The organism is Cryptocyanus atlanticus LEGE 06306 (genome assembly GCF_056633155.1).
This window is the reverse complement of record NZ_JBSJOZ010000035.1, coordinates 1-2,638: the sequence shown is the minus strand read 5'-3', so window position 1 is coordinate 2,638 and position 2,638 is coordinate 1. Positions and strand designations below refer to the sequence as shown.

The 2,638-nt window shown below is 55.8% G+C and carries 5 protein-coding genes; all 5 read left to right on the top strand.

What is annotated here, in order from left to right; genetic code table 11:
* The first annotated feature begins 113 nt into the window (after positions 1-113).
* The 5 genes from ACWJI7_RS14145 (at position 114) to ACWJI7_RS14125 (ending at position 2,467) form a co-directional block, all read left to right on the top strand.
* Positions 114-644: a DUF2971 domain-containing protein gene (locus ACWJI7_RS14145; RefSeq protein ID WP_479938854.1), complete on the top strand. Its 531-nt coding sequence runs from the start codon at positions 114-116 to the stop codon at positions 642-644.
* A 154-nt stretch (positions 645-798) separates the two neighbouring features.
* Entirely contained in the window at positions 799-1,089 is a 291-nt protein-coding gene (locus ACWJI7_RS14140) for a type II toxin-antitoxin system RelE/ParE family toxin (protein ID WP_323270810.1), read from the top strand.
* A gap of 10 nt (positions 1,090-1,099) precedes the next feature.
* Entirely contained in the window at positions 1,100-1,408 is a 309-nt protein-coding gene (locus ACWJI7_RS14135; protein ID WP_479938852.1) for an addiction module antidote protein, read from the top strand.
* A 143-nt stretch (positions 1,409-1,551) separates the two neighbouring features.
* The gene (locus tag ACWJI7_RS14130; protein WP_479938851.1) at positions 1,552-2,190 is read left to right on the top strand and encodes a hypothetical protein; all 639 of its coding nucleotides are present in this window, start codon (positions 1,552-1,554) and stop codon (positions 2,188-2,190) included.
* Positions 2,138-2,467: a transposase gene (locus ACWJI7_RS14125; protein ID WP_479938850.1), complete on the top strand. Its 330-nt coding sequence runs from the start codon at positions 2,138-2,140 to the stop codon at positions 2,465-2,467. The genes ACWJI7_RS14130 and ACWJI7_RS14125 overlap by 53 nt, the downstream gene beginning before the upstream one ends.
* Positions 2,468-2,638 lie beyond the last annotated feature (171 nt).

Here is a 2,638-nt window from a genome sequence, read left to right as displayed (position 1 = left end):
CAGGGTTAACGATGACAGGGGCCCAGGATGTCCAATAAAAGGCACCCACCTCACAGCATAAGAACGATATTGCCGTTCAAGCGCCAAAAGAACTTGAAGGGTTCTCTCAGGATATGGCGAAGCAGATGATTGAGATAGTCAGCAAGGACTTCGGGATAGCATGCCTGTCCATGAACTGGAATCACCCATTAATGTGGGGACATTATTCTGGGGGATTCACTGGTTTTTGTGTGGGATATGAGATGCCTCTTGACACTGAATTTAGCGGCCTCTCTCGGGTTGAGGTTGAGTATTCTACGGAAAGATATCCACTCAACGAAGCCGACGTTCTTCAAGGCAAGATATCAAGAGAAAATGTTGACGGGATAATCCGCACCAAGTCTGTTCATTGGGCATACGAAAAAGAAGTTAGGTTCATAATGGACATCTCAAGCCCTGCCCTAACTCCTAAGCCCGATCGCACTCAGTTCTATCTTGATCATGCTTGCGAAGCAGTTCGTGAGATCATCATCGGAATGAGATGTGGAGAAGAGGACAGAAAAGCACTTCAAGATCTGAGAGATGGCCAGTATCCTCATGCCGAACTCTTCGATACAGTTCCAGGTGGCTCAAGCTTCGAAGTCGTGAGACGCCTTCTGACTTAGCCTTTGTTTACGAGGCGTATAACATGCCCCTAGAGTGGACAGGCCGCCATAAGCCCCTGCCCCAGTTCGTTACTCCTTGCCTGCCACTCAGGGGCAGCGTTAGACAGACCGGAGGCCGGTTGCAGCGCCGTATCCCTGGGGATACAATGGTGGCATGTTGGAGATTCGGGAGACACCTGCCTATGCCGCATGGTTCAGTGGGCTGCGTGATCGAGCGGCAAAAGCTCGCATCGACATTCGGATCAGGCGTTTATCCCTGGGGAATCCAGGTGATGTCCGTCCAGTCGGAGAAGGTGTCTCGGAGCTTCGGATTCGATATGGCCCTGGCTACCGGATCTATTTCATAAGCCAAGGCAACATGCTTATTGTTCTTCTCGCTGGTGGCAACAAGGGCTCTCAAGCAAAAGACATCAAGCTTGCCAAGGATCTTGCTCGTAACCTTTAGGGAGAAGCAAATGACCAAAACCGAAACAACTGCCTGGGATCCAGTCAATCACTTCAATAACTGTGAAGACATGGCAGCCTATCTCGAAGCCGCTTTGGAGGATGGAGATCCAAGGCTGGTGGCTGCTGCCTTGGGTGATATTGCTCGTGCCAAGGGCATGTCGCAGATTGCACGTGAAGCTGGACTGGGTCGGGAAAGCCTGTACAAGGCTCTCTCATCAAGCGGGAATCCTGAACTGGCAACCGTCTTGAAGGTTATCTCTGCACTCGGACTTCAGCTGCATGCCAGCCCTGCTGTTGAGGCGGAGGCGGCGGTCTAACAATGCCATACACCTGGGCCGCCTCCAAATGACGTCCTTTCGTCGCATTAAATTCTTGCGGCCAGGTGATGGCAAGCGTTGGCCGGACGGAGCTGACATGAGAAAGCTGAAATTGGGGTTCTCGTCCTTACAGCAGTTGCATCATGAACGGCATCACACTTGACTGGTCTGCGATTCGTCCGCTCAACGGTGGACGAGAGAAGGGCTTTGAGGAGCTTTGTTCTCAACTTGCTCGCGTGGAAGCACCTGTCGGATCACGTTTCATCCGAAAGGGAACACCTGATGCGGGCGTTGAGTGTTACGCGGTGCTTGCTGACGCGACGGAATGGGGTTGGCAATCGAAGTACTTCGAGATTATCGGTGACTCGCAGTGGAAGCAGCTTGATGAGTCCGTCAAGGCAGCCATCGATAAGCATCCCCAACTCGGTCGTTATTTCGTCTGTGTTCCACTGGACCTGGCCGACGCGCGAATCGTCGGGAAGAAGACAGGCACGCAATGGAAGTCGGCGAAGGATCAATGGGATGAGCACGTCACGAAGTGGCGCGGGTGGGCGCACGGAAAGAATCGAACCATCGAGTTCGTTTGGTGGGGCAGCAGCGAGATGCTGGAACGCCTCGCTCGAACTGAGAACGTTGGGCGGGTTCGCTTCTGGTTCGACAAGCTGGGGTTCCCCCGGTTTCAAGGACAAGTCGATAAGGGTCACGCCATGACCATCAGACTGTCCATCGATGACCAATCCCACCAGAACCCGGCGCCGGTTTACGGCGCAGCAGAAGGCTGAGGCCGTGGAGCTCTGCCTGCAGGAGCACCTCTCCTGCAACACCGTGGCCGAGCGGCTCGGCCTTCCCACCAGCAGCCTGGCCCGCTGGGTGCGGCAGGCCCGCATTGATCGGGGCCAGGCCGGTCCCCACGACCAGGGCCTGCTCACCAGTGAGGAGCGCACCGAGCTCAACCGCCTCCGCAAGGAGGTGCGAGAGCTCAGGAGGGAGAAGGATTTTTTCAGGCTGGCGGCAGCGCACTTTGCCAAAGAGCAGCTGCCGCCGAAAGGTTTCGCCTGATCGACCAGCTGGCCGCACGTCACTCGGTGGCCTGGCTGTGCCGGCAGCTGGGAGTGGCCCGTAGCGGCTACTACGCCTGGCGACAGCGGCAGGAGGCGCCGGGAAAGCGGGCGGCCGAGTGTCCCGTGTCAATCAGGTTGATGGGTGGCGTCAATCTGGTTGACCGGTAGA